The sequence below is a fragment of the Nocardia sp. NPDC004068 genome (genome assembly GCF_042874315.1).
Taxonomy (GTDB): Bacteria; Actinomycetota; Actinomycetes; order Mycobacteriales; family Mycobacteriaceae; genus Nocardia.
Genome location: NZ_JBIAMW010000028.1, coordinates 19,340 through 43,110, shown reverse-complemented (window position 1 = coordinate 43,110; position 23,771 = coordinate 19,340). Strand labels below are relative to the sequence as shown.

Below are 23,771 nucleotides of genomic sequence, written 5' to 3'. Positions count from 1 at the left end.
GGCTCCACACCTACAATCACCACCGCGGCCACACCGCCCTCGGCGGACAACCACCCGCCAGCCGCGTTCCCAACCTCTCAGGTCAGTACAGCTAGATCAGGCAGAGCAGCAGGCCCGAGGCCGCGACGCTAGATCAAGCAGAGCAGCAGGCCCGAGGCCGCGCCCACGACCAGTAGCGGGGCGAGGACGGCAACGCCGATGCCGGTCAGCAGGGCGGCGCGGATTCGGCGCAGGCGGGTGCGGGGGGACACCAGGCGTTCGGCGCGGGCGAGGACGTCGGCGCCGCTGGCGGCCAGCGCGCCCGCCGGGGCGACGCCCGAAAGCGCGAGCAGGCCCGACAGCAGGGGCTCTCGGCCGTGGCGGCGCACGGCGATATCGTCGGCGGACATCTCCAGCAGCCGCGCGACCTCGCGGGCGCCCACGGGGAACAGACTCACCCGGGCGAAGGTGGCGGCGAGACCGCGAGTCACGGTGAGCAGCAACGGATGTCGCCGCATCAGGTGCGCGTGCTCGTGCGCCAGGACCGCGGCCAGCTCCCGCCGCCGCAGCGCCGCGACCGCACCGCTGGTCACCACCACCACATTCGGCGAACCCGCCACACAGTAGGCCGCGCGTTCCGCCGAGTCGAGCAGCACCACATCGGCGTAGGAATGCCGGTGCATGCGAGTTCCGGTGAGCCGCAAGGCATCCGCGTGCTCCCGCGCCCGCAGCCGCATCCGCACCTGCGACCGGGCGAGCCGCCCGAACAGGATCACCGCGAGGACGGCCGGCACCGCGGTCACGAGGAGCAGCGCGAGCTGGGCGGCGAGCCCCTCGTGTCCGGTGACGATGACCTCCGCCTCGTGCAGCCCCGAGAGCACGAGCCGATCGGCGTGCAGCCAGGTGTGCGCGGCGTCCGCCACCGCGATCAGCACCGCGGTGCCCCACGAGCCGAGCACACTCGTCATCACCGAGAGCCACGCGGCGACACCGAGATTCGGGTGCACCCCGTGCCGGGTGAGCCGGGGCAGCACGCGGGGCGCGAGGAACGCCATCGCGACCGCGTAGCCGAAGAGTCCGACCGCGACGGTCACGCGCCCTCCGCCAGCCGCCGCAGCGCCGCGCGCAACCGCTCGGACTCCTCCGGGCCGATCTGCTCGACGAAGTGCGCGAGCACCAGTTCCGCACGGCCGCCGTCGTCGAGGGCCTCACGCATCAGCCGGGCGCTGTGCTGTTCGCGGGTCAGGGTCGGCCAGTAGCGGAACGCCTTGCCCTCGCGGCGGCGCTCGAGCCAGCCCTTGCGGAACAGGTTGTCCATCGTCGACATGACCGTGGTGTAGGCGATCTCCCGCTCACCCGCCAGCTCGTCGAACAACTCCCGAACCGTGGTGGGCTCGCCGTCTCGATTCCAGAGCCGGTCCATGACCACGGCCTCGAGCTCCCCGAATCCGCGTGTGCGCACTGCACCTCCTCGTCGTGCGGCCGCGCCGGGTGACGGACGACCCACGGGCCATACTATCTACGTAGCCAATCCGTAGGTCCGCTTCGTCCGGCTCCCTCCGACACTTGCGCGACACGAACCAGTCATCTACTGTCTACGTACGTAGATAGTACTTCGGCGTCGCGCGAGCTTCCGGCGCGGCGCGCCGACCGTCACGAGGTGCCCGCGCGATCGCGTCGCGGCCGCCGGGATCTCCCTCATCGGTCCTGGCCGGCCGTTCGGCGATTGGGGACAACAACGCCGCGCGCTCGACCGCGTCGCCCGTGACACGCACCGCCCCCGGATCGAGCGCCGGCACGCTCGGTTCGGGGGCGGTCGCCGTCTCAGGCGACGAACTGGTGATCGGTCCGGATGCGGCCGTCGTCGGCGAGGGTCAGCACCTCCAGTCCCGACCCGGCCACGCCGCCGTCGCCCCGGGCGCGCATCAGCCATCCGAGGGTGACCGCCCCGCCCGGCTGCCGACGCGCCTCACCGTCGAGTTCGAACGCGAATTCGCCTGGGGCCACGAACCTTTCGTAGGCCCGACCCACCCGCGCGTCGAGGGCGACATGGCCGTGCGCCTCGAGCGGCGGCGGGGCGACGGCCAGTTCGGCCGCGCTCTCCCGCACGCCCTGCGGCGGGTTGACCAGGACGTGCCGGGCGTCGGGCGACCACAGTTCCCGGATCAGGGCCCGGCGGCGTTCGGCGTCGGGTTCGTTCCACTGGGCGACGTAGCGATCGGCCAGCTGCTTCAGTTCCACATCGGTGAGATCCACGCTCATACCGTCGAGCCTGGCGAGCCGCGCGCCGATCCGCGATTCCCTCGAGGGTATGGCACGACCGCGCGGCGGCGGTCAGGATGGCGATATGACGACGGCAGTGGCACAACCCGGACCCTTCGCCCGGGAGTTGCGGCGCTGGCGGGGGCTGCGGCGCTGGAGTCAGCTCGATCTGGCGATCCGCGCGGACACGACCCAGCGCTATCTCAGCTATCTCGAACAGGGCCGCTCCCAGCCCGGCCGCGCGATGGTGGTGCGGCTGGCCGAATCGCTGGGTCTGACGCTCCGCGAGCGCAACGCCCTGCTGACCGCCGCCGGATACGCGCCCGCGTTCGACGAATCCGGCTGGGCGGCACCCGAATTGGGCCCGATACGCGACGCACTGCGCAGCGTCCTGCACGGGCACATGCCGTATCCGGCCCTGATCGTGGATCGGCACAGCGTCCTGATCGAGGCGAATCCCGCCATGGACGTGTTCTTCGACGGCTGCGCGCCCGAGTTGCTCCGGCCGCCGGTGAACGTCCGCCGCCTGGCCCTGCACCCGGACGGCCTGGGTCCGCGCGTACTCAACCTCCCCGAATGGGGACGCCACGTGACCGAAGGACTCCGCACCCGCCTCCGCGTCAGCCCCGATCCCGACCTCGAGGACTTCGTCGCCGAACTGGAGAGCTACCTCCCGCCGACCGACCCCGGCCCCGGCTACCTCGGCTTCGCCGTCCCACTCCGATTACGCTGCGACACCGGCGAACTACGTCTCATCACCACCCTCACCTCATTCGCCACCGCCACCGACATCTCCCTGTCCGAACTCCAACTCGAGGCCTTCCTGCCCGCCGACGAGGCCACCGCCCAGATCCTGCGCGAACGCTTCGGCTGAGCACCGTGTCCGCCACGGGACGGCGAGCGCGCTGACCTCAGCTGCTCCCCTTGTCCGCCCGGCGACGAGCGCACCGGCTCCGGCCGATCACCACGTCATCCCGGTGACGACCAGCGCGCTCACGTCGGCCGATCACTACGTCCGCCCGGCCGCGACCAGCGCACTCACGTCGGCCGATCACCACGTTCGCCCGGCCGCGAGCAGTGCGTCGTGCACGAGATCCACGTGGGCCGATGCGGGGGCTCCGGCGCGGCGGGCGAGGAAGGCGGTGTTGATTGGTGGATCCTCCGGGTCGAGCAGGGGTACCAGCGTTCCCGAATTCAGGTGTGCGGCAATGAGATAGCGGGGTAGCACGCTGATTCCGCCGCCCGCGGCCACCAGCGCGGCGACCGCCCGCAGGTCCGCGACCACCACCGCGGGCTCGGCGTCGAGCCGGATTCCGAACACGTGCCGCCAGTATCGGCGCAGGATGGGCAGGTCCGCGGCGTAGGACACCAGCGGCAGGTCGGCGGAATCGGTTCCCGCGCCGCGGATTTCGGCCGGATCGAGCCCGGCGGCCACGCTGGGCGCGGCGACGAGCAGGAACTCCTCGTCCATGAGTGGTTCGGCCCGCACGGTCCGCCCGCGCGGGCGCACGGTCGAGATGACCAGGTCGTACTGTCCGGCGCGCAAACCGGTCAGCAGATCCTCGGCCAGTCCGGTGGTGACGGTGAGCCGCACGCCCCGCGCGACCGGACCGGCCAGGGCCGGAAGCGCCAGCGCCCCCAGCATTTCCGCGGGCCCGGCCAGATGCACCGGCGGGCGCGGCGCGGGCTCGTCCGCGGCGCCGCCGGCGATCGCCTCCAGCGCGTCCATCGGCCCGGCCAGCCGCACGGCCAGTTCGTCGGCCGCCGAGGTCGGCGTTACCCCGCGCGGCAACCGCTCGAAAAGCTGTCGGCCCAAACGCTTTTCGAGTTCCTGGAGCTGGGTGGTCACCGTCGGCTGGGACAGCCCGACCAGCCGGGCGGCCGCGGTCACCGACCCCGCCCGATACACGGCCAGGAACGTGCGCAACTGCGTCAAATCGAGACCGCCCCCGGCCCCTCCCCTGCCACTCACCCCTCCGAGTGTAGAACGCTACTTGTGCACGAATACTCGTGGACGTATATTCGTTGACGAGCAAGGAGGTGACATGGCGAAACAACGCAAGGTCGGCAATCTGTTGGCCCTGTCCATCCTGGCCACCCTGTTCGAGCGCCCCATGCATCGCTACGAGATCGCGGCCCGGCTGCGCGAGCGCGGCAAAGAGGGCCAGCTGGACATCAAATGGGGTTCGCTGTACACGGTCGTGCAGAACCTCGAGAAGCACGGCTACCTCGAGACCGTCGGCACCGAGCGCGCGGGCTCCCGCCCCGAACGGACCATCTACCGCGTCACCGACGCCGGTCGCGCCGAGACCGAGGATTGGATCCGCGAACTGCTGGCCACCGTCGAACCCGAGCACAGCCGGTTCGTCGCCGGCATGTCGCACTGGATGATGATCCCGCCCGACGAGGTGATCGACCTGCTCGGCGAGCGTCTCGCGCGGTTGACCGCCCTGATCACGGCCGAACAGGCCGCACTCGACGAGCTCGCGCCCACACTGCCGCGGCTGTTCCTCGTCGAGGAGGAGTATCGGCTCACCATGCGCCGCGCCGAGGCGGAGTGGGTGCGCGCGCTGCGCGACGAACTGGTCTCGGGCACCTTCCCGAACCTGGAGTGGTGGCGGCGCATGCACGCGGAGAACATGGACCCCGCCGAAGTCGTGGAAATGGTCGAGAGAGGGGAGATCGCCGACCCGAATTAACGGACGACACAACGCAACCGGGCCCGGCGAGGTGCGGCAACACCTGCGCCGAGCCCGATCGAAACACCGTCCCGAACCGCATTCGTCGCGAACGAACCCGGACCGAGTTTGGCAACTACAGGATAACCGGGCTCCCCGCACGCGAATCGGATCGGGCAATTCACCCACTCCGAAAGGGAGATTCCCATGTCCATCCGGACCGCTCTGGTCATCGGCGGCGGCATCGCCGGACCCGTGACCGCCACCGCCCTGCACAAGGCCGGTATCGACGCCCGCGTGTACGAGGCGTACCCGGGCCCCGCCTACAACATCGGCAGCTCGCTCGGCTTCCAGCCCAACGGGCTGGCCGCGCTCGACGTCATCGGCGCGGGCGACGTCGTCCGCGAAATCGCCATGCCCATCCGGCATTCGGTGATGGCGTTCGGCGACCGGCGGGTCGAACTGCCCGCCGACCCCGACGCCCCCCTGCAACTGGTCCAGCGCAGCGATCTGCACCGCGTCCTGCACGATTTCGCGGTCGCGGCGGGCGTGCCGTTCGAATACGACAAGCGCCTGGTCGGCGTCGACGAGGGCCGCGACGGCGTCACGGCCCGTTTCGCCGACGGGTCCACCGCGACCGCCGACGTGCTCGTCGGGGCCGACGGGGTGAAGTCGTTCGTGCGCACGCTCATCGATCCGCACGCCCCCGACGCCGACTACACCGGCCTGCTCGGATTCGGCGCGATCATCGACAGCCCCGTCGCCGCCGACCCCGAGACCATGTACTTCACCTTCGGCAAGAACGCCTACTACCTGTACTCGCTCATGCCCGACGGGCGGATCGGCTGGGGCGGCAATCTGCCGAGCAAGCGGTACATGACCCTGCGGGAGGCCCGCGCGGTCCCGGCCGAGCAATGGCTGGCGACGCTGCTCGAGGTCTACGGCGACGACACCCCCGGCGGCGACCTCGTGCGCGCCATCCGTCCCGAGGACCTCGAGGTCATCGGCGGCCTGCACATCATGCCGCCCGTACCGAACTGGTACCGCGACCGTATGGTGCTGGTCGGCGACGCCGTGCACGCCCCCTCCAACAGCACCGGCCAGGGCGCGTCGCTGGCCATCGAGAGCGGCATCCAACTGGCCCGCTGCCTGCGCGACTTCGCCGACCCCGCAACGGCTTTCGCGGCCTACGAACGGCTCCGTCGCCCGCGCGTGGAGACGATCGCCGCCCGCGGCGCCAAGATCAACCACGCCAAGGCCCCGGGCCCCGTGATGCGCCGCATCATGCCCATGCTGATGCCCGTGGTGTTCCGCGCCGCCAAGGTGGGCGAAACCATGCGCCGCGAGACCGCGTACACCATCGACTGGGACGCCCGCGTGTGAGACCCGACGGCCCGGGCGCGCAAAGCGCCCGGGCCTGAGGCCGAATGCCCCTGGCGGACAGCGCGGGAGCGACGGAACGCCCGACTCCGGGGCCAGCCGCCCCGCCCGCAGTGCCTCGGTCGGACGGCTGGTGCGGGGCCGCCGGTCGCGCCGCTGGGGCGGGAACTTGTGAGGGCCGCAGGTCGAGCGGCGGGGCGGGAACGTGGTGGGGGCCGCAGGCCGGGCGGCCGGGGCGAGAACGTCGTGAGGGGCCGCAGACCGGGCGGCTGGGGCGGAGGGACGCGGGGTTCAGACCACGCGGGCGGGGAGGGCGTCGGGGCGGTCGGCCTCGTCGAGCAGTTTGGCGGCGATATTGGCTACGGCCTGGTCGAGGAGGGCTCGGTCGGCGGGGTCGGCGCAGTCCCAGTCGTCGAGGTAGCCGCACAGCCAGCGTCGCCATGCCTCCTGGAGGCGTTCGAGTTCGGCTAGGCCCGTTGGGGTGAGTTGCATTGTGTCGCCGTGGAATTCGACGTAGCCGTCCGCGGTGACCCGGTCGAACACCGGCTCCAGGACCTCCGGCGGCAGCCGGTGCGCACGGGCGATCGCAGCGAGCGTCGCGCTGCCGCGCACCCGGTTCAGCATTCGGACCTGGCCGATGGCCCAGGCCCGGTCGGGGGTCAGCGGGCTGTCGGCGGCGGCCAGGATGCGCGGGTCGGGCACCTCGTCGGTGCGCAGCCTACGCATCATGGCGGCCAGCGAATGTTCCAGGCGCACAACACGATCGGAGGAGTCCGGCATCGCGAAGCCGGAGCCCACGTCGGAGGCGTCGGCGCGCACGGTGTCGCGCAGCGGCACCTGTTTCAGGAACCAGGCCACCACGAATCCGAGCAGCGCCACCGGCACCGCCCAGCGGAACATGTAGGCGATGGTGTCGGCGTAGGCGTCGATGATCGGGACGGCCCGCTCGTACGGAAGCCGGTGCAGCAGTTGGGGACTCCCGGCCGCGGCGGGATCGACACTCGGATCGTTCGCCAACGCCTCGCGCAGATTCGGGGTGAGCCGATTGCTGTACAACGTGCCGAACACCGACGCCCCGAACGTGCTGCCCAGCGTCCGGAAGAACGTGACCCCCGAGGTCGCGGTGCCCAGATCGGCGTAGGGCACGGTGTTCTGCACGACGATCGTGAGCACCTGCATCGCCAGGCCGAGGCCCAGCCCCAGCACCAGCATGTAGGCCGATTCGGTCCAGAACCCGGTGGTGCGGTCCATGGTCGACATCAGGTACAGACCCAGCGCGGTCACCGCGATCCCGGCGATCGGGAAGACCTTGTACTTCCCGGTGCGCCCGACGATCTGCCCGGAGATGATCGAGGTGATGAACAGCCCCACCACCATAGGCAACGTGCGGAACCCGGAGGCCGTGGCCGACAGGCCGTTGACGTATTGCAGATAGGCCGGAAGGTAGGTCAGGGCGCCCATCATGGCGAAGCCGACGATGAAGCTCAGGATCGAGCACACGGTGAAGGCGTTGCTGCGGAACAGATGCATCGGCAGCATCGGCTCCTTCGCCCGGAACTCCACGAACACGAAGCACGCCAACAGGATTGCCGCCGCGGCGAACAGCCCGAGGATGGTGGCCGACCCCCAGGGGTACTCCTGCCCGCCCCACTCCAGCCCCAGCACCAGGCAGCTCACCCCGACGGCCACCAGCGCGATGCCCGCGTAGTCGATGACCGGCCGCACCGCGCTGCGGATGCTCGGAATCGCCCGCGCCGCAACGACGATCATGAGGATCGCCAGCGGCACGTTCACATAGAAGCACCAGCGCCAGCTGGCGTGATCGGTGAACAGCCCGCCCAGCGTGGGACCGATGACGGTGGTCACGCCGAAGACCGCGCCCAGCGCGCCCTGATACTTGCCGCGTTCGCGCAGCGGGATCACATCGGCGATGAGGGCCATCGCCGTCACCATGAGCCCACCCGCGCCCAGCCCCTGGACGGCCCGCGCGACGACGAGCAGGGTCATGCCGTTGGCCAGTCCGGCGATCATCGAACCGATGATGAAGATCAGGCCGCTGATCTGGAAGACCCGTTTGCGGCCGAACAGGTCGCCGAACTTGCCCGCCAGCGCGGTCGCGACGGCCTCCGCCAGCAGATACGAGGTCACCACCCAGGCCAGATGACCCGCGCCGCCGAGGTCGGCGACGATCGTGGGCAGCGCGGTCGACACGATGGTCTGATCCAGGGCGGCCATGAGCATGCCGAGCACGACCGTGATGAACACGACGTTGGCGCGGGCGTGGCTCACGGGGGCAGGCGAATCGGCGACTTCCGCGACACTGGCCATTAGCTCAGTATGTGCTGGGAGCGCCGGTTTCCTCGGTAAGACCGCCTGATGGCTTTTCATCCGAGGTTTTCGGAATAGCCGGTTCGGTGCCGAGGATCGTTTTCCGTTCGCCTCTATCGCGCGGAACTTACTTCGCAGTAAGGTTGGGCGCACAGACACTGTTCAGACTGTTCACAATGGTAGTGAGGTCCCGACCATGGCGTGGAAACCCAGCCGGATTGCCGATCAGACCGGGCGCACGTTCGTCGTCACCGGCGCCAACGGCGGCATCGGCAAGCACACCACCAGGCAATTGGCCGCTCACGGGGCCACGGTGGTCATGGCCTGCCGCAACACCGAGACCGCCCAGCGGGTGGCCGACGGCATCCAGGGCGATGTCCGGGTGGAGCGGCTCGATCTGGCCGACCTCGCCTCGATTCGCGAATTCGCCGGGCGCATGGGCGAATTCGATGTGCTGATCAACAACGCCGGGCTGATGTACATCCCGTTCTCCCGGACCAAGGACGGCTTCGAAATGCAGTGGGGGGTCAATCATCTCGGGCATTTCGCGCTGACCGGTCTGCTGCTGGACCGCATCGGCGACCGGGTGGTGACGCTGTCGAGCATCGGGCACAAGCAGATGCCGCCCACGCTGCACATCGACGACCTCAACTACGAGCATCGCCGGTATGTGCGCGGATTCGCCTACGCGCAGTCCAAGCTGTCGAATCTGATGTTCGCGCGGGAGTTGCAACGGCGGTTCGAGGAGAAGGGGTCGAGCAAGCGGTCCTACGCGGTGCATCCGGGGGTGTCGGCGACGGACCTGTTCGCGCGGACCGAGACGCCGCTGGACTACATCTCCAAGCCGATGGTCGCGATCGTCGGGCACTCCCCCGCCAAGGCGGCCGAGTCGAGCCTGTTCGCGGCGACCGAACCGGACGCGGATCCGAACGTGTATTGGGGGCCGACCTGGTTGTTCGGCTCGCAGGGTCCGGTCCGGCCCTCGCCGTCGTCGGCCTTGTCGAAGGATCGCGAGCTGTGGCGGCGGCTGTGGGCGGAGTCGGAGCGGTTGACCGGCGTCACGTACCAGTTCTAGGCGGGGCCTACCCTCTACGGTCGGTGTAGTAGACGGGTACCGTGGTAGGCGTGTCCGCTCCGCACCGCCGCCCGGCCCTGATCCTGTTGGTGATCGTGGCCGCGCTCGCCTGCCTCGGGTTGGGCTGGTGGCAGTGGGGCCGGTTCGAATCGGCGAGCGGCACCGCCCAGAACCTCGGCTACGCGTTGCAGTGGCCGCTGTTCGCGGGGTTCGTGGTCTTCGCCTACTTCCGCTTCGTGCGGCTCGAGCGCGAGACCGGCGACCCGGAGGCGGAGAAACCGGCGAAACCCGTTGCGCCGCTCGAGATTCCGCCCGGCATCCTGCCCGAGCGGCCGACCGCGGCGCGCCCGGACGATCCGGTGCTCGCCGAATACAACAAGTACCTGGCCGAACTGCACGCGCGCGATCTGCACGAGCAGACACGCGCCGCCGGGCTCGACGCCCGCGACACCGAGAGGAGCGCCGGTTGAGCGCCGACACCCCGACCGCCGCCACCGCCACCCGCGACACCGCCCGCATCCGCTCGGCCCTGACCCGCTACCGGGCGCTGGCCTACATCACCGGCGTCTGGCTCCTGGTCCTCTGCGGCGAAATGGTCTACAAGTACCTGATCCTCGACGACAGCGCCAAGGCCCCCCACTGGCTCTTCTACATCGGCCAGATCCACGGCATCTTCTACATGCTCTACCTGGTCTTCACCATCGACCTCGCCATCAAGACCCGCTGGACCCCCCTCACCACGGTCTACACCGCCCTCGCCGGCACCATCCCCTTCCTCTCCTTCGTCTGCGAGCACTACCGCACCCGCCAGGTCCGCACCACCTACAACCTCTGACCGGTCCGGGTCCCCAAGCACGGCAACCCGATCCGCACCCTTTATTCGAATCCGCACCCTCTGTAGTGCCCTGTAAGGGGTGCGGCTCCGAATAAAGGGTGCGGCTGAGTTGCCCCGGCCTGGGTACGCCGGGCCCTCTGAGATGGCTGGTCTTCTGAGGTGTGGCAACCCGATTCGCACCCCTTGTTTGGATCCGCACCCTTTGCAGGGGTCTGAAGGGGGTGCGGATTCGAATAAAGGGTGCGGCTGGGGTTCCCGGTCAGGGGGTGGTCAGGGATTGGAGGGCGGGGAGGAGGGCGCGGAGGGCTCTTGCTCGGTGGGAGTGGGTGTCTTTTTCGGCGGGGGTGAGTTCGGCGGCGGTGCGGGATTCGGTGTCGGGGAGGAAGAGGGGGTCGTAGCCGAAGCCGTTGTGGCCCTTGGGGGTTCGGAGGATGCGGCCGGGCCATTCGCCGAGGGCGATGGTTTCGGTGCCGTCGGCGACCAGGGCGCAGGCGGAGACGAAGCGGGCGGTGCGGCGCTCGTCGGGGACGTCGGCGAGTTGGGCGAGGAGGAGGGCGTTGTTGGCCTCGTCGTCGCCGTGGCGGCCGGACCAGCGGGCCGACAGGACTCCGGGCATGCCGTTGAGGGCGTCGACGGCGATACCGGAATCGTCTGCGACACAAGGCAATCCGGTGGCGGCGGCGCCGTCGCGGGCCTTGGCGAGGGCGTTCTCCTCGAAGGTCGCGCCGGTTTCGGGGGCCTCGTCGTAGGGCGGCACCTCGTCGAGGCCCACGATCTCGAGGCCCGCGATGCCCGCGTCGGCGAGGATGCGCCGCAACTCGTTCAGCTTCTTGGGGTTACGGCTGGCGACGAGGACGCGGCGCGTCATCACTTCCTCTTCTCGGCCGAGGGCAGCACGCCCGGATACGGCAGCGCCAGCGCCTCCTTCTGAATGACGAACAACCGCTCGCACCCGGCCAGCGCGGAGTCGAGCAACTTGTCCAGCGTCGAGCGCGGGAAGGTCGCGCCCTCGCCGGTGCCCTGGATCTCGACCAGCGTGCCGGTGTCGGTCGCGACCACGTTCATGTCGACCTCGGCCCGCGAATCCTCCTCGTAGGGCAGGTCCAGCCGCACCCGGCCGTCGACCACCCCGACGCTGACCGCCGCGATCATGCACGACAACGGCTGCGGATCCAGCAACTTCCCGGCCGCGCCCAGATAGGTGATCGCGTCCGAGAGCGCCACGTACGCCCCGGTGATCGCCGCGGTCCGGGTGCCGCCGTCGGCCTGCAGGACATCGCAGTCGATCGCGATGGTGTTCTCCCCGATGGTCGCCAGATCGATGCAGGCCCGCAGCGACCGTCCGACCAATCGGCTGATCTCCTGTGTGCGACCGCCGACCCGGCCCTTGACCGACTCGCGACCGCTGCGCGTGTGCGTGGCCGCGGGCAGCATCGCGTATTCGGCTGTGAGCCAGCCCAATCCGGATTCGCGCCGCCACGGCGGCACCCCGTCGGTCACGCTCGCGGTGCACATGACCCGCGTCTGCCCGAACTCCACCAGCACCGACCCCGCCGGGTGCGTGGTGAATCCACGCGTGATCCGTACCTCGCGGAGTTCGTCGTCCGCCCTGCCATCGGCTCGTCTAGACACAGCGTGCAGCCTAACGGGCAGCGGCCGATCCGAGGCCGAGGGGCTCGGCCGGGTGCTAGATCTCGATGACCTCGCCCGGCGACACCGCGTGCACCGGACCGCTGAATTCGGCCTTGGCCTCGGCGATGACGTCCTCGCGGGAGGTCCAGGGCGGGATGTGGGTGAGCAGGAGTTCGCCGACTCCCGCTCGGGCCGCGATCATTCCGGCCTCGGTGCCCGAAAGGTGAATGCCCGGTGGACGATTGGCGGGGTCGTGGGTCCACGACGCCTCCGAGAGGAGGATGTCCGCGCCCTGCGCGAGTTCGAAGACCGCGTCGCACAGCGCGGTGTCACCGGTGTAGACGAGCGTGCGACCCGCGGCCGTGGTGATCCGCAGCCCGTAGGACTCCGGCGGATGGAACATGCGGCGCGCGAGGACGGTATGCCCGGGGCCGAAGGTGATTTCGCGGCCCTCTTCCCAGCTCCGCATGTCGATCACGTCGGACCAGTCGTCGCATTCGCCGCCGATCTCGGCCGAGGCGTTGCCGATTCGCAGCGAGGCGTCCGAGGGGCCGTGCACGATCGCGCGCCCGCTCGGCGGGTTCGGATGATAGCGCCGCCACACCAGCAGGCCCGGCATGTCCAGGCAGTGGTCCGCGTGCAGATGGGTGAGGAAGATGTCGACCTCACCGGGATCGAGATAGCGCTGCAGAGCGCCCAATACGCCGGGACCGAAATCGATGACCGTGGGAGTGGTGTCCGGACCCGTCAACAGATAACCCGACGCTGGGGAATCCGGGCCGGACACACTGCCCGAACACCCGAGGACGGTGAGCCGCATTCCCCCATGCTGCCACGCTGCATTCTCAGTCAAGAGGGGATCCCCCAAATCGCCGGCCGGGCTCCGCAGTCACCCCGATCACGCGGGACGGCCGACACTATCCCCGCGACGATGACGACGTACATGGGAGGAGAGTACCCACGCGGCAATCACTCCACCCACCGCCCCGAAAAGATGCCCTTGCCAAGAGATTCCGGGTTGTCCGGGCAGCACGCCCCACAGGATCGAGCCGTACAGCAACCCCACGACCACACCGAGCAGTATCTGCCACGGCTGGCGGGTGAAGAAGCCGCGCGAGATCAGATAGGTCAGCCAGCCGAACACCAGCACCGAGGCGCCCAGATGGTTCGAGCCGGAGTCGCCGGTGAGCCACTGGCCCAATCCGCCCACGATCCAGATGACGGCCGTGGCGGCGAGCCCGCGGCCGATGCCCGTCAGCAGGGTGAGCAGGCCGAGGATCAGGATCGGCAGGGTGTTGCCGATCAGGTGCGGCCAGCCCGCGTGCAGCAGCGGGGCGAACGCGATGCCGTCGAGGCCGTCGAACGTCCGCGGGTGCACGCCGCCGTTGTCGAGCTTGTGGTGCACCAGGCTGTCGACGCCCTCGATCGCGTAGAGCAGCGCCACGAAACCGAGGGTCAGCGCGATTGCCCGCTGCCACAACAACTTCCGCGCCGCCGAATCCCGCTTCACCGGCGCCGTGCCGGTCTGCCCCCGCAGGGCCGCGATCCGATCGGGATCGAACGAGGAACCCATCCCGGCGGTCACCGCCATCACCTCCTGACGAGGGAGTACGGACCTCGCCTGGTATCGAGCGTACCGACAGCGCGCGCGATCAGGCCCAGAGCTGGCCCTCGAGCCGGTCCTCGGCCTCGTCGAGGGTGCCCTCGTAGGCGCCGGTGGACAGGTACTTCCAGCCGCCGTCGGCGACGACGAAGGCGATGTCCGCCCGCGTGCCCGCCTTCAGCGCCTTGGCCCCGACGCCGAGCGCGGCGTGCAGGATCGCGCCGGTGGAGATGCCCGCGAAAATGCCCTCCTCGCCGACCAGTTCGCGGGTGCGGCGCACGGCGTCGTACGGGCCGACGGAGAAGCGCGAGGTGAGTACGGATTCGTCGTACAGCTCGGGGACGAAGCCCTCCTCGAGGTTGCGCAATCCGTACACGAGTTCGCCGTAGCGCGGTTCGGCGGCGACGATATCGATCGCCGGGACGTTCTCGCGCAGGTAGCGGCCGGTGCCCATGAGCGTGCCCGTGGTGCCCAGGCCCGCGACGAAATGCGTGATCTCCGGCAGGTCGGCGAGGATCTCCGGGCCGGTGCCCTCGTAGTGGGCGAGCGCGTTGGCCGGATTGCCGTACTGGTAGAGCATGACCCAGTCGGGGTTCTCGGCGGCGATCTTCTTGGCCAGTGCCACGGCCTGATTGGAGCCGCCCGCGGCCGGGGAGTCGATGATCTCCGCGCCGAACATGGTCAGCAGCTGGCGGCGTTCGACCGAGGTGTTCTCCGGCATCACGCACACCAGCCGGTAGCCCTTCAGCTTGGCGGCCATGGCCAGGGAGATGCCGGTGTTGCCGCTGGTCGGCTCGAGGATCGTGCAGCCCGGGCGCAGCGTGCCGTCGGCCTCGGCCCGCTCGATCATGCGCAGGGCCGGGCGGTCCTTGATCGAGCCGGTCGGATTGTGGTCCTCGAGTTTCGCCCACAGCCGCACGTGGTCGTCGCCGTCCCATTTCGGGGACAGCCTGCGCAGGCCGACCAACGGCGTGTTGCCGAGGGTGTCGATCAGCGATTCGTACCGTGCCACGGAACTACCGCGCGCCCCCGGCCACGGCCGGGAGGATCGTCACGGTGCCACCCTCGGGCACCTCGGCCTCGAGGCCGCCCGAGAAGCGGACGTCCTCGTCGTTGACGTAGATGTTCACGTAGCGGTTGAGCTTCCCGTCCGACAGCAGTCGCTCCTTGAGGCCGGTGTAGTTGGCCTCGAGGTCATCGATGACCGCCGCGAGGGTCGCGCCGCTGGCCTCGACCCGCTTCTCCCCTCCGGTGTGCGTCCGCATGATGGTCGGGATCGACACGGTTACCGGCATTGCACGCTCCTTGCGATTGTTCCTGTTGTGGCACGCGGGCCTTGGGTTCCCGGGGTGCTGGGCGTTCCCGCTGCTGGGCCGTTCTGTCGTTCCGGCATGCTGGGCACTTCCTGTTCCCGGCACGCTGGGCACTTCCTGTTCCCAGCACGCTGGGCACTTCCTGTTCCCAGCACGCTGGGCACTTCTTGCTCCCGGCACGCTGGGCACTTCTTGCTCCCGGCACGCTGGGCACTTCTTGCTCCCGGCACGCTGGGCACTTCTTGTTCCCAGCACGTCGAGCACTTCTTGTTCCCAGCACGTTGAGCACTTTCTGTTCCCGGCACGCTTTTCGCCGGGATCACACGATCTTGACCGGTTCCTCGGTGACCTCGCCCTCGCGGATCCGAAAGCTGCGCAGTTCATGGTGTTCCGGGTCGCGGGTCGAGATCAGGACGTAGTGGGCGTTGGGTTCGGAGGCGTAGGAGATGTCGGTGCGGCTCGGGTACGCCTCGGTCGCGGTGTGCGAGTGGTAGATGACCACCGGCTCCTCGTCCCGCTCGTCCATCTCGCGCCACACCCGCAGCTGTTCCCCGGAATCGAAGCGATAGAACGTCGGCGATCGCTCGGCGTTGATCATGGCCACGAACCGCTCCGGCCGATCCGACCCCTCCGGCCCGGCGATCACCCCACAGGCCTCGTCCGGATGATCGGCCCGCGCATGCGCGACCATCGCATCCACGAGATCACCCCTGATCACCAGCACAACCGCATCCTTCCGTACACCCGACGCCCACGGCCCGGCCGAACGCTGTCGTCAACCCCCCACAATATTCGCCTATTCCCGACAACTCCCCCCAGGGTCCCCGCCCCCAGGCCCACCAACCCAGCCGCACCCTTTATTCGGATCCGCACCCTTTGCATAGCCCTGTAACGGGTGCGGATTCGAATAAGGGGTGCGGCTGGGTTGCCGAACGTGGGGGTCAGGGTGGGGGGAAAAGGTCTGTGTAGGTGGGGATTTGGGCTATGGAGTGGGCGGTGAGGATGGCGTCGAGGACGGCTCGTTCGGTGCAGAGGGCCGCGGCTGTGCAGAGTTCGTCGAGGAGGAGTAGGTCGGGTGGGAAGGCTGGGGGGAGGGCGGGGGCGGTGGGGGGTGGGGTTCGGGCGGTGGAGAGGGCGAAGAGGGTGTCGCCGTCCAGGGGGGAGTGGACGGGGCGGATGGCTCGGGCCAGGCCGTCGTGGGCGGTGGTGGCCAGGCGGCGGCAGGCGGCGGGGTCGAGGGGGGCATCGGTGGCTATGACGCCGATGGTGGTGTTGAGCAGGGTGGTCTTGACGGGGAGGGCGTTGGCTCGGGCCAGTTGGGCGGGGGTGGCAGGGCGGAGGTTGTGGTGGGCGGGGCCGTCGGTGCCGGTGCCCCAGGGGAGACCGGTTCGGGGGTCGAAGACCGAGCCGACGGGGTTGGCCACCACGAGGGCGCCGACCGTGGTGCCCGCCGCTGGGCCCTCGGTGAAAGTGATGCTGGCGGAACCGATTCCGCCTTTGAGGGAGCCCGCTCGCGCGCCGACTCCGGCGCCCGCGGTGCCGCGTTCGAAATCCACGGCGGCCGCGTCGGCGGCGCGGTAACCGAACTCGGCGGTCGGGCGGATGTCCCAGGAGCCGACGGGCAGGTCGAAGATGACCGCGCCGGGGACGATGGGCACCACCCGCCTGGGGTCGGCGGGATCCATGGGGATGCCCTCGCCGTGTTCCTCGAGCCAGCGCATGACGCCGTCGGCGGCGGCCAGCCCGTAGGCACTGCCGCCGGTGAGCAGCACCGCGTTCACCCGGCGCACCGTGTTGGCGGGGTCGAGCAGATCCGTCTCGCGGGTGCCGGGGCCGCCGCCGCGCACGTCCACCGCGGCCGTCGCCCCGCCGGGCACCCGGACCACCGTGCAACCGGTGGCCGCGCCGGAACCCAGCGTGACCTCCTCGTCGAGGACGTGATGGTGCCCGACGAGCACGCCGCTCACGTCGGTGATCGAATCACGTTGTCCGGCTTGACCATTCACGGCGCGAGCGCCTGCAACAGCGAATCCTGCATCCAGGTCAGCCAGTGGTACACGTCCAGATGCGGCGCGCGCGGATCGCCGGGCTCGAGCTGGTCGGGGGTGTCGGCCTCGATGCCGAGCGCGGTGCCCAGCGCGAGCCGCACATCGTTGAGCGCGGTCAGCCAGGCGTCGGCCTGCTCGGGGGTGATCATGATCTTGCCGCCCTCGGCGGGCAGCGTCTCCAGTACAACCGAACCGGCCGCCACCTTGGCCTCGATGATGTCCGGCTCGTGCAGGCTGCGCAGCGCGTTGTTGAGGCCCGCGCGTTCGGCGTCGGGTGAGCCGGGTTCGGCGCGATGGAAGTCCGGTAACAGCCGGGCCAGCCGGGGGTCGTCCGGCGGGTTGCTGTTGCCGGTGCGTAGCCCGGTCAGCGCGGCCAGATCGTCCTCGGGGGCCGAACGGGCTCGGTCGGTGAGCAGCCCGGTCACCGCGCCCACCAGCGAGCGCAGCACCTCGGCTTCCCGCGCGTCCATCTCCGACCGCAGCTTGAGCCCGCTCAGCGAGTTCTTCCTGCTCCACTTGCGCACGGGCACTACGGTAGTCGCCGACTCAGTCGTCGCGCTGCATGGTGGCCCAGAGCCCGGCGGCGTGTAACCGCTGCACGTCGTGCTCCATCCTGTCCCGCGACCCCGACGACACCACCGCCTTGCCCTCGTTGTGCACCTTGAGCATCAATTCGGTTGCCTTGGCTTTGCTGTAGCCGAACAACTTCTGGAAGATGTAGGTGACGTAGTGCATGAGATTGACCGGGTCGTCCCACACCACGGTCACCCAGGGCCGGTCCTCCGCCTCGAGGATCTCGGTGACCTCGATCGCTTCCGGGGTCGCCTGCGCCGCCGACAGTGTCACGCGGGCGCCGACCGGACCGGCGGCGACCCGGACAGCGTCTTCCATGCACAGACCCATAGCCTTCAGAGTACGACTCGGCCCCGAATACACAACACCCGCCGGATGTCGTTTTGCCGGACTCCGGCTGTCTACAGTGGCGACGTGACCACAACGGACGCCGGTGCCAGTACCGCGCTGCTGACCGATCAATACGAACTGACCATGCTCGCGGCCGCGCTCGCGGACGACTCGGCCCAGCGCCGCTGCACCTTCGAAGTGTTCGCTCGACGGTTGCCACACGGCAGGCGCTACGGCGTGGTCGCGGGAACCGGCCGATTGCTCGACGCCCTGGCCGACTTCCGGTTCGGCGCCGCCGAACTGGAGGTCGCCGCCCGCTTCCTCGACCCGCGCACCCTGGATTGGCTGCGCGAGTACCGCTTCGGCGGCGATATCGACGGCTACCGCGAGGGCGAACTCTACTTCCCGGGCTCGCCGATCCTGTCGGTGCGCGGCACCTTCGCCGAATGCGTCGTGCTCGAGACGCTGATCCTGTCCATCCTCAATCACGACAGCGCCGTCGCCGCCGCGGCGGCCCGCATGGTCAGCGCCGCCGCGGGACGCCGGACCATCGAGATGGGGTCGCGCCGCACCCACGAGCAGGCCGCCCCGGCCAGCGCGCGAGCCGCCTATCTGGCCGGGTTCGACGCCACCTCCAATCTGGAAGCGGTGCGGCGCTACGGGATTCCGGGCGCGGGCACCAGCGCGCACGCGTTCACCCTGCTGCACAGCAGTCGCGACGGTCAGCAGGAGGCCGCGGCGTTCCGTAGCCAGATCGAGGCGCTGGGCATCGGCACCACCCTGCTGGTCGACACCTTCGACATCACCCGGGGCGTGGCCACCGCGATCGAGGTGGCCGGACCCGAATTGGGCGGGGTCCGAATCGATTCCGGCGATCTGGGCGTGCTGGCCCGGCAGGTGCGCGATCAGCTCGACGGGCTCGGGGCCACCGGCACCCGCATCGTGGTGTCGGGGGATCTGGACGAGTACGCCATCGCGGCGCTGCGGGCCGAGCCGGTGGATGTGTACGGCGTGGGTACCTCCCTGGTGACGGGGTCGGGGGCGCCGACCGCGGGCATGGTCTACAAGCTGGTGGAGGTCGACGGTCTGCCGGTGGCCAAGCGCAGCAGCCACAAGGAGTCGCGCGGCGGCACCAAACGCGCTGTGCGCCTGGCCCGTTCGACCGGCACGATCGTCGAGGAGATCGTCTACCCGGCCGCCGGGGAACGCCCGCCCGCCAACGGTCACGACAGCCGCGACCTGCTGGTGCCGCTGGTCCGCAAGGGCGAGACCGTCGGCGACCTGCCCACCCTGGCCGACGGCCGCGCACTGGTGGCCGCCGGTCTGGTGAGCCTGCCGTGGGAGGGCCTCAAGCTCTCCGCCGGCGAGCCCGCGATCCCCACGACCTTCCTACAATGAGCGCGAAACCGGAGGTGTGAGTCATGAGCAGGGCCCTGATCGTGGTCGATGTCCAGAACGACTTCTGCGAGGGCGGTTCGCTGGCCGTCACGGGCGGCGCGGCCTTGGCCGGGCGGATCAGCGACTATCTCGGCGTCGCCGATTACGCGGCCATCGTCGCGACCCGCGACTGGCACATCGACCCCGGATCGCACTTCTCCGACCATCCGGATTACGTCGACAGCTGGCCGCCGCACTGCCGGGCCGGGACGCCGGGCGCGGACTTCCACCCGAATCTCGACACCGCGAACATCGAACAGGTCTTCTCCAAGGGCGCCTACTCCGCGGGCTACTCCGGCTTCGAGGGCAGCACCGAGGAGGACCTCTCGCTGGAGGAGTGGTTGCGCGACAAGGAGATCGACGCGGTCGACATCTGCGGCATCGCCACCGACCACTGCGTGCGCGCGACCGCGCTGGACGCGCGGTCGGCGGGATTCGACACCCGGCTGCTGCTGGGCCTCAGTGCGGGCGTCGCACCGGCGAGCATCGAGAAGGCGCTCGGCGAGATGCGCGCGGCCGGGGTCGAGATCGCGGATCAGCCGGAGTCCTGACCGTCCGGGGACAGGAACTCGGTGAGCGCCGCGCGCACCGAGGTGGGATCCTCGAGCATCGGCCAGTGCCCGACCGGGGGCGGCGCGTCCAGTACGACGAACCGCGCGCCGGGCAGCCGTTCGCGCAGCCGGGGCAGCAGGTGGCCGCCGCTGATGGGGTCGGCCGGGCCCCAGACGAACAGCGTTGGGCCGGAATAGCTTTCGAGCGCGCGTTGCCAGCGTTCGGCGTGTTCGCGGCGTTCGGCGTGATAGCGGTTGAGGCTCCACTGCACGCGGGTGCCGCCGTCGCCGGAGGTGGCGAGCCACATCTGGTGCAGGACGTCGTCGGACAGCGGGCGGCCCAGCGTTCGGCGGACCGTCATCCGGTAGGTGGGCTCGGACATCAACGGGCCCAACACCTTTCCGAGCGGGGAGAGCATCACCCGCTGGATGGGCATCGGGCGGTATAGATCCACGTACAGCCCGCCGTTGAACCAGGCCATCCGGGTGATCCGGCCGGGGTCGCGGGCCAGCAGCTCCTGGGCCACGCTCACCCCGTAATCGTGGGCCACCAGCGCCGTTTCGGTGATGTCGAGGTGTCGCCACAGCGCCTCGACCAGGTCGGCCTGTTCGGTCATCCGGTAGTCGTGACCGCGGGGCTTGGCGCTGGCGCCGAACCCCAGGAAGTCCAGAAACGTGACGCGACAACCCGATTCGACCAGCGCGGGCAGCACGAGCGCCCAGTCGTGCGACGACGTCGGATATCCGTGCAACACGGTGACCGGCCGCCCGTGCGCAGGGCCGTCCTGTCGGTAGAAGATCGAATGGCCGCCCAGCTCGACCCGGTCGCCACCGGCGACCCACTCGTCCAGCGATTTCATGACACTCCCCTTCCCTGCTCCTCGACTGCGGATCAACCTAGCGCAGACCACCGACACGAACGGCGATCCGAGTCGGGCCCTCGGCTGTCGGTGCGGGGCGCTACTCTGCCTGGGTGCCCGAACTCCCGCCCGTCCCCACCCTGTTGGCGACCGCCGTCGAGGCCCTCGGTGGCAAGGCGCGCAAGGGTCAGCAGACGATGGCGGCCGCGGTCGCGCATTCCATCGACACCAAGGAGCACCTCGCGGTCCAGGCCGGCACCGGCACCGGGAAATCGCTGGCCTATCTGGTGCCCAGCCTGCGGCACGCGGTGGAGACCGGCCGCACGGTCGTGGTGTCGACCGCGACGATCGCGCTGCAACGCCAGCTCGTCGACCGCGATCTGCCGCGCCTGTCCGAGGCGCTGGCGGGGGCGCTGGGCCGTCGGCCGCAGTTCGCGATCCTCAAGGGCCGCAACAACTATCTGTGCCTGAACAAGATCAACAGCGCGATTCCGGACGAACCCGCCGAGACCGAGTTGTTCGACGCGTTCGCGGTCTCGCGACTGGGCCGGGAGGTGCAGCGGCTCAACGAATGGGCCTCCGACACCGAGACCGGCGATCGGGACGAACTGGTGCCGGGCGTGACCGATCGCGCGTGGCGGCAGGTCAGCGTCTCCTCGCGGGAATGCCTGGGCAAGACGCGCTGCCCGTTCGGCACCGACTGCTTCGCCGAGCGCGCCCGCGCCGAATCGGGGCAGGCCGATGTCGTGGTCACCAATCACGCGCTGCTGGCCATCGACGCCATCAGCGGCGTGCAGGTGCTGCCCGAACACGATGTGGTCGTCATCGACGAGGCGCACGAACTGGTCGATCGGATCACCGGCGTCGCCACCGCCGAACTGTCCACCGCGGCCATCGGCGCGGCCGCCAAACGCTGCGCCAAACTCGTCGACGAACAGGAGATCGATCGGCTCGAGGCCGCGGCCGAGGCGTGGCACGATCTGCTCGACGAGCTGCCGCCCGGCCGCTGGGACGAACTGCCCGCCGGGGCGGGACCGGTGCTCGCGCTGATCCGCGACGCCGCGTGGAACGTGCGGACCGCGCTCGCGCCGCAGGGTTCCCAAGCGCCGCAAGGCGATCCGGAGGCCGCGGCCGCGCGCAACATGGCCCTCGCGGCCGTGGAGGAGGTGCACGACGCGGCGGTGCGCGCGCTGACCACCTTCGAGGAGTCCGATCCGGCCGCGCGCCGGGATGTCATCTGGTTGTCGAGCGAGGATGTGCGCGGGGTGGCGCGCCGCACGGTGCACATGGCCCCGCTGTCGGTGGGCGGGTTGTTGCGCAGTCGCCTGTTCGGCACGTCCACGGTGGTGCTGACCTCGGCGACGTTGCAGATCGGCGGGTCGTTCGACAGTCTGGCCGTCACCTGGGGGCTGCCGCCGCAATCGTCCAATCGGGTCGATCCGGCATTGGCGAACGGCGGTGAGGCGCCCTCGGATTCGGCGTCGTTGCGGTGGAACTCCCTCGACGTGGGTTCGCCGTTCGATCACGCCAAGTCCGGAATCCTGTATGTCGCACGGCATCTGCCCACGCCGGGCCGCGACGGCCTGGCGCCCGCCTATCTGGACGAGATCCATCGTTTGATCAGTGCCGCGGGCGGGCGCACGCTGGGGCTGTTCTCCTCGATGCGAGCGGCCAAGGCGGCCACCGAGATTCTGCGCGAACGGCTCGACACGCCGGTGCTGTGCCAGGGCGACGACGCGACCGGCACGCTGGTGAAGCGGTTTGCCGAGGATCCGGCGACCTCGCTGTTCGGCACGCTGTCGCTGTGGCAGGGCGTCGATGTCCCCGGACCGTCGCTGAGCCTGGTGATCCTGGACCGGATCCCGTTCCCCCGCCCCGACGATCCGCTGCTCGTCGCGCGGCAGAAGGCCGTGGAATCCCGTGGGGGCAACGGATTCCTGACCGTCGCCGCCAATCACGCGGCGCTGCTGCTCGCCCAGGGCACGGGCCGGTTGCTGCGCAGCGTCGACGACCGCGGCGTCGTGGCGATCCTGGATCCACGCCTGGTCACCGCCCGCTACGGCTCCTACCTCCGCGCCTCCCTGCCGCCCTACTGGGAAACCTCGGACCCGGAGGTCGTCCTCAAGGCCCTGCACCGCCTCACCGGCACCCCGGTCAACGCGTGACACCGCTCACAAACATGGTCCACACTTTCGGCCGGAAGTAAATTGGATGGCCGGTACCCCGGTGTCCCCCAATTCCCGCACCGGGTATCCGAGTCCCCGCGCCAAGCCCTGCACACGGCGCGGGGACACTGTGAACGGCCCCTCCGAAGACGTTGCGGCGCTGAGCTTTCCGTCTAGAACGCCCACTTGAACACGAGGGTGATCACTGCGGCGATCACGGCCAGGGCGATGGCTGCTATGCCCCAGGCGAGTCCGTGGCGGGCCCAGGGGCGGTTGTGGTCGAGGGAGAAGCGGCCTGGGCCGGTGAAGGCCAGGGCGGTGGCGGCTACGCCGAAGAGGAGGGCGCCCTCGTAGCCTTCCAGGCCGTGGTGCCAGGTCACGTTCATCGCGTTGATCATGGTGCCGAGGGCGATGGCGGCGGCCAGGGGGGTGAACAGGCCGAGTAGAAGTAGTGCGCCGCCGGTGAATTCGCACAGGCCCGCGAGGGTGCCGAAGACGCGGCCGGGGTTGTAGCCCATGTGGTCGAATCCGGTGGTGGTCTGGTGCCAGCCGGGGCCGTTGAACCAGCCGAACAGTTTCTGGCTGCCGTGGACGAACATCAGGCCGCCGAAGAAGATCCGCAGGACGAGCAGTCCGACGTCGAGGGCGAGCGGATCGGCGGCGCCGGTGGGTCGGCGCTCGGTGGGGGCGGTGAGATCGGCTGTCATGGTTGTCCTCCTTCG

26 protein-coding genes are annotated in these 23,771 nt (G+C 69.8%); 9 read left to right on the top strand and 17 right to left on the bottom strand.

Features of this window, described 5'->3' with window-relative positions; translation table 11 throughout:
* Positions 1 to 128: 128 nt before the first annotated feature.
* The 3 genes from ACFYTQ_RS37260 to ACFYTQ_RS37250 form a co-directional block, all read right to left on the bottom strand.
* Positions 129 to 1,073 (bottom strand): M56 family metallopeptidase, encoded by a 945-nt coding sequence (locus tag ACFYTQ_RS37260; protein ID WP_387371096.1) that lies wholly within the window; start codon positions 1,071 to 1,073, stop codon positions 129 to 131.
* Positions 1,070 to 1,441, bottom strand: a complete 372-nt coding sequence (locus ACFYTQ_RS37255; RefSeq protein ID WP_387371094.1) for a BlaI/MecI/CopY family transcriptional regulator — start codon at positions 1,439 to 1,441, stop codon at positions 1,070 to 1,072. Before ACFYTQ_RS37255 ends, ACFYTQ_RS37260 begins: the two co-directional genes overlap by 4 nt.
* 362 nt (positions 1,442 to 1,803) lie before the next feature.
* A complete protein-coding gene (locus tag ACFYTQ_RS37250; protein ID WP_387371092.1) occupies positions 1,804 to 2,241 on the bottom strand; it encodes a hypothetical protein in 438 nt (145 codons plus the stop codon).
* A gap of 85 nt (positions 2,242 to 2,326) precedes the next feature.
* Here ACFYTQ_RS37250 and ACFYTQ_RS37245 point away from each other — a divergent pair, with 85 nt between their 5' ends.
* Positions 2,327 to 3,115, top strand: coding sequence for a helix-turn-helix domain-containing protein (locus ACFYTQ_RS37245; protein ID WP_387371090.1), 789 nt, complete (start codon positions 2,327 to 2,329; stop codon positions 3,113 to 3,115).
* Positions 3,116 to 3,292: 177 nt separating this feature from the next.
* Here ACFYTQ_RS37245 and ACFYTQ_RS37240 read toward each other — a convergent pair whose 3' ends face one another.
* Positions 3,293 to 4,213, bottom strand: coding sequence for a LysR family transcriptional regulator (locus ACFYTQ_RS37240; protein WP_387371088.1), 921 nt, complete (start codon positions 4,211 to 4,213; stop codon positions 3,293 to 3,295).
* Positions 4,214 to 4,286: 73 nt separating this feature from the next.
* Between ACFYTQ_RS37240 and ACFYTQ_RS37235 the strand changes: the two genes are divergently transcribed.
* The gene (locus ACFYTQ_RS37235) at positions 4,287 to 4,940 is read left to right on the top strand and encodes a PadR family transcriptional regulator (protein ID WP_387371086.1); all 654 of its coding nucleotides are present in this window, start codon (positions 4,287 to 4,289) and stop codon (positions 4,938 to 4,940) included.
* A 186-nt stretch (positions 4,941 to 5,126) separates the two neighbouring features.
* Positions 5,127 to 6,302 carry an FAD-dependent oxidoreductase gene (locus ACFYTQ_RS37230; RefSeq protein ID WP_387371084.1) on the top strand — a complete coding sequence of 392 codons (1,176 nt, stop codon included), beginning with the start codon at positions 5,127 to 5,129 and terminating at the stop codon, positions 6,300 to 6,302.
* Positions 6,303 to 6,590: 288 nt separating this feature from the next.
* Here ACFYTQ_RS37230 and ACFYTQ_RS37225 read toward each other — a convergent pair whose 3' ends face one another.
* Entirely contained in the window at positions 6,591 to 8,627 is a 2,037-nt protein-coding gene (locus ACFYTQ_RS37225; RefSeq protein ID WP_387371082.1) for a DHA2 family efflux MFS transporter permease subunit, read from the bottom strand.
* Positions 8,628 to 8,823: 196 nt separating this feature from the next.
* Here ACFYTQ_RS37225 and ACFYTQ_RS37220 point away from each other — a divergent pair, with 196 nt between their 5' ends.
* The 3 genes from ACFYTQ_RS37220 to ACFYTQ_RS37210 are packed head-to-tail and all read left to right on the top strand — an operon-like array spanning position 8,824 to position 10,537.
* Positions 8,824 to 9,702, top strand: coding sequence for an oxidoreductase (locus tag ACFYTQ_RS37220; RefSeq protein WP_387371080.1), 879 nt, complete (start codon positions 8,824 to 8,826; stop codon positions 9,700 to 9,702).
* A 50-nt stretch (positions 9,703 to 9,752) separates the two neighbouring features.
* Positions 9,753 to 10,172: a transcriptional regulator gene (locus ACFYTQ_RS37215; protein ID WP_387371078.1), complete on the top strand. Its 420-nt coding sequence runs from the start codon at positions 9,753 to 9,755 to the stop codon at positions 10,170 to 10,172.
* Complete coding sequence (locus ACFYTQ_RS37210) at positions 10,169 to 10,537, top strand: DUF3817 domain-containing protein (RefSeq protein WP_387371076.1); 369 nt, start codon at positions 10,169 to 10,171, stop codon at positions 10,535 to 10,537. Before ACFYTQ_RS37215 ends, ACFYTQ_RS37210 begins: the two co-directional genes overlap by 4 nt.
* A gap of 259 nt (positions 10,538 to 10,796) precedes the next feature.
* Here ACFYTQ_RS37210 and rdgB read toward each other — a convergent pair whose 3' ends face one another.
* The 10 genes from rdgB to clpS all read right to left on the bottom strand — a co-directional run bounded on the left by rdgB (position 10,797) and on the right by clpS (position 18,024).
* Positions 10,797 to 11,405, bottom strand: a complete 609-nt coding sequence (gene rdgB, locus ACFYTQ_RS37205; protein WP_387371074.1) for an RdgB/HAM1 family non-canonical purine NTP pyrophosphatase — start codon at positions 11,403 to 11,405, stop codon at positions 10,797 to 10,799.
* Positions 11,405 to 12,169: a ribonuclease PH gene (gene rph, locus ACFYTQ_RS37200; protein WP_387371072.1), complete on the bottom strand. Its 765-nt coding sequence runs from the start codon at positions 12,167 to 12,169 to the stop codon at positions 11,405 to 11,407. Before rph ends, rdgB begins: the two co-directional genes overlap by 1 nt.
* A gap of 55 nt (positions 12,170 to 12,224) precedes the next feature.
* Entirely contained in the window at positions 12,225 to 12,989 is a 765-nt protein-coding gene (locus tag ACFYTQ_RS37195) for a cyclic nucleotide-degrading phosphodiesterase (protein ID WP_387371070.1), read from the bottom strand.
* A 78-nt stretch (positions 12,990 to 13,067) separates the two neighbouring features.
* Positions 13,068 to 13,742 (bottom strand): rhomboid family intramembrane serine protease, encoded by a 675-nt coding sequence (locus ACFYTQ_RS37190; protein WP_387371102.1) that lies wholly within the window; start codon positions 13,740 to 13,742, stop codon positions 13,068 to 13,070.
* Positions 13,743 to 13,821: 79 nt separating this feature from the next.
* Positions 13,822 to 14,784, bottom strand: a complete 963-nt coding sequence (locus tag ACFYTQ_RS37185) for a PLP-dependent cysteine synthase family protein (protein WP_387371068.1) — start codon at positions 14,782 to 14,784, stop codon at positions 13,822 to 13,824.
* A gap of 4 nt (positions 14,785 to 14,788) precedes the next feature.
* Complete coding sequence (locus tag ACFYTQ_RS37180) at positions 14,789 to 15,067, bottom strand: MoaD/ThiS family protein (RefSeq protein WP_387371066.1); 279 nt, start codon at positions 15,065 to 15,067, stop codon at positions 14,789 to 14,791.
* Positions 15,068 to 15,404: 337 nt separating this feature from the next.
* Positions 15,405 to 15,809 carry a Mov34/MPN/PAD-1 family protein gene (locus ACFYTQ_RS37175; protein ID WP_387371064.1) on the bottom strand — a complete coding sequence of 135 codons (405 nt, stop codon included), beginning with the start codon at positions 15,807 to 15,809 and terminating at the stop codon, positions 15,405 to 15,407.
* Positions 15,810 to 16,026: 217 nt separating this feature from the next.
* Complete coding sequence (locus tag ACFYTQ_RS37170) at positions 16,027 to 17,091, bottom strand: P1 family peptidase (protein ID WP_387371062.1); 1,065 nt, start codon at positions 17,089 to 17,091, stop codon at positions 16,027 to 16,029.
* Complete coding sequence (locus ACFYTQ_RS37165; protein WP_387371060.1) at positions 17,088 to 17,657, bottom strand: DUF2017 domain-containing protein; 570 nt, start codon at positions 17,655 to 17,657, stop codon at positions 17,088 to 17,090. Before ACFYTQ_RS37165 ends, ACFYTQ_RS37170 begins: the two co-directional genes overlap by 4 nt.
* 22 nt (positions 17,658 to 17,679) lie before the next feature.
* Positions 17,680 to 18,024: an ATP-dependent Clp protease adapter ClpS gene (gene clpS, locus ACFYTQ_RS37160; protein WP_387371058.1), complete on the bottom strand. Its 345-nt coding sequence runs from the start codon at positions 18,022 to 18,024 to the stop codon at positions 17,680 to 17,682.
* Between the two features lie 57 nt (positions 18,025 to 18,081).
* Between clpS and ACFYTQ_RS37155 the strand changes: the two genes are divergently transcribed.
* Both ACFYTQ_RS37155 and ACFYTQ_RS37150 read left to right on the top strand, forming a co-directional pair.
* Positions 18,082 to 19,434, top strand: coding sequence for a nicotinate phosphoribosyltransferase (locus ACFYTQ_RS37155; RefSeq protein WP_387371056.1), 1,353 nt, complete (start codon positions 18,082 to 18,084; stop codon positions 19,432 to 19,434).
* A 23-nt stretch (positions 19,435 to 19,457) separates the two neighbouring features.
* A complete protein-coding gene (locus ACFYTQ_RS37150) occupies positions 19,458 to 20,024 on the top strand; it encodes a nicotinamidase (RefSeq protein WP_387371054.1) in 567 nt (188 codons plus the stop codon).
* Here the strand turns inward: ACFYTQ_RS37150 and ACFYTQ_RS37145 are convergent.
* Positions 20,009 to 20,884 carry an alpha/beta fold hydrolase gene (locus ACFYTQ_RS37145; protein WP_387371052.1) on the bottom strand — a complete coding sequence of 292 codons (876 nt, stop codon included), beginning with the start codon at positions 20,882 to 20,884 and terminating at the stop codon, positions 20,009 to 20,011. The genes ACFYTQ_RS37150 and ACFYTQ_RS37145 overlap by 16 nt on opposite strands.
* Positions 20,885 to 20,997: 113 nt before the next feature.
* Between ACFYTQ_RS37145 and ACFYTQ_RS37140 the strand changes: the two genes are divergently transcribed.
* The gene (locus tag ACFYTQ_RS37140) at positions 20,998 to 23,049 is read left to right on the top strand and encodes an ATP-dependent DNA helicase (protein ID WP_387371050.1); all 2,052 of its coding nucleotides are present in this window, start codon (positions 20,998 to 21,000) and stop codon (positions 23,047 to 23,049) included.
* A 173-nt stretch (positions 23,050 to 23,222) separates the two neighbouring features.
* Here ACFYTQ_RS37140 and ACFYTQ_RS37135 read toward each other — a convergent pair whose 3' ends face one another.
* Positions 23,223 to 23,756 (bottom strand): DoxX family protein, encoded by a 534-nt coding sequence (locus ACFYTQ_RS37135; protein ID WP_387371048.1) that lies wholly within the window; start codon positions 23,754 to 23,756, stop codon positions 23,223 to 23,225.
* Between the last annotated feature and the right edge of the window lie 15 nt (positions 23,757 to 23,771).